This is a genomic window from Streptomyces klenkii (assembly GCF_003626645.1).
In the GTDB taxonomy this organism is placed as follows: Bacteria; Actinomycetota; Actinomycetes; order Streptomycetales; family Streptomycetaceae; genus Streptomyces; species Streptomyces klenkii.
The window spans coordinates 1-1152 of the sequence record NZ_RBAM01000146.1 but is presented as its reverse complement, the minus strand read 5'-3'; the positions used below and the strand labels follow the sequence as shown (position 1 = coordinate 1152).

The following is a 1152-nucleotide window of genomic DNA, read 5'->3' as shown; positions in this document are numbered from 1 at the left end:
CAGCAGCTCCTCCGGAATGGTTCTACGACTCCTGCCCATCCATGCCTCCCCGCGTGGATGAAAGACAGGGTGACGCCTCTCACATTGTTCTGTCGAGAGCACGTGGTTGATTTGGGCGGGAACCCGTAGATATGTCGTTGTCGTCCTTGAGGACAGAGCGCAGGATTCCGCCACCCCCGGCTTGTCGTACCGCGGTGCACAGGACCGGGCAGACTGGTAGAGCCAGCGGCGTTTTTGATCAAGGAGAGGGAGGATCGGTGGCGGGCGAGTCCCCGGACAGGTCGAATCGGGTACAGGGGCAGGAGTCACCGGGGAAGACGCCCGGGGACTCCGAAAGGTTTCCCGGGGAGGGGGATTCGGCGGATTCGGCTACGGCCGGGGACGAAGGCCGCCCGGAACGGCCGGAGTTGTCCACGACGACACCGCCCGCGCCGGGCGACTCCGCGACGACGACACTGCGAATGCCGCCGGACGCGGACGACGGCACGACCTCGCTGCGCGTCCCCCCCGGGGAAGCGGGCGACCGCGCGACCACGTCCCTCCGCGTCCCACCGGACGCGGACGCGGACGCGAGCGCGCAGGGCGCCGAGGCGCCCGAGGACCGGGCCGCCGCGGCGGCCTCCGGCCGCCTGCCGGACGGGCCCGAGGACGCGCACGCCTCCGGCAACGATGCGGGCCGACCCGGGACGCCGGACGACGATCCCGAGGACGCGACCAACGCCCCCGACAGCGCGCGGGGCGCGGACGCCTCCACAGGCCCGGACGGGGAGACGGACGATCCCGCTGCGCCGGATGCCGCCGCCTCCGGCGGGGCGCAGGGCGCCGATGCGCCCGGAGACCGGGCCGGCGCGGCGGCCTCCGACCGCGTGCCGGACGCGTCCGAAGGTCGGGACGGGGACCGGCTCGGGGTGCCGGACGACGATTTCGAGGAAGCCGCGCGCGGCGCGCAGGGCGCGGATGCGTCCGGAGACCCGGGCGCGGACCGCGACCATGCGTCCGCAGAAGCGAACGACGGTGCCGGGGGCGGGCGTTCGGGCGAGGCGGAGGCCGGGGGGACAGACGCCCCCGGGCCCGGGGGCGTCGATCAGCACACGGCCGTGCTGCGGTTGCCCGAGGCGGAGGGCGAACGGCCGTCCGTGGCGCCGCCGGTGG

1 pseudogene is annotated in these 1152 nt (G+C 74.6%); it reads left to right on the top strand.

Going from position 1 to position 1152, the window contains the following annotated elements:
• Positions 1–407 precede the first annotated feature (407 nt).
• Positions 408–1152 (top strand): annotated as a pseudogene (locus D7231_RS35300) (hypothetical protein); the annotation flags it as partial.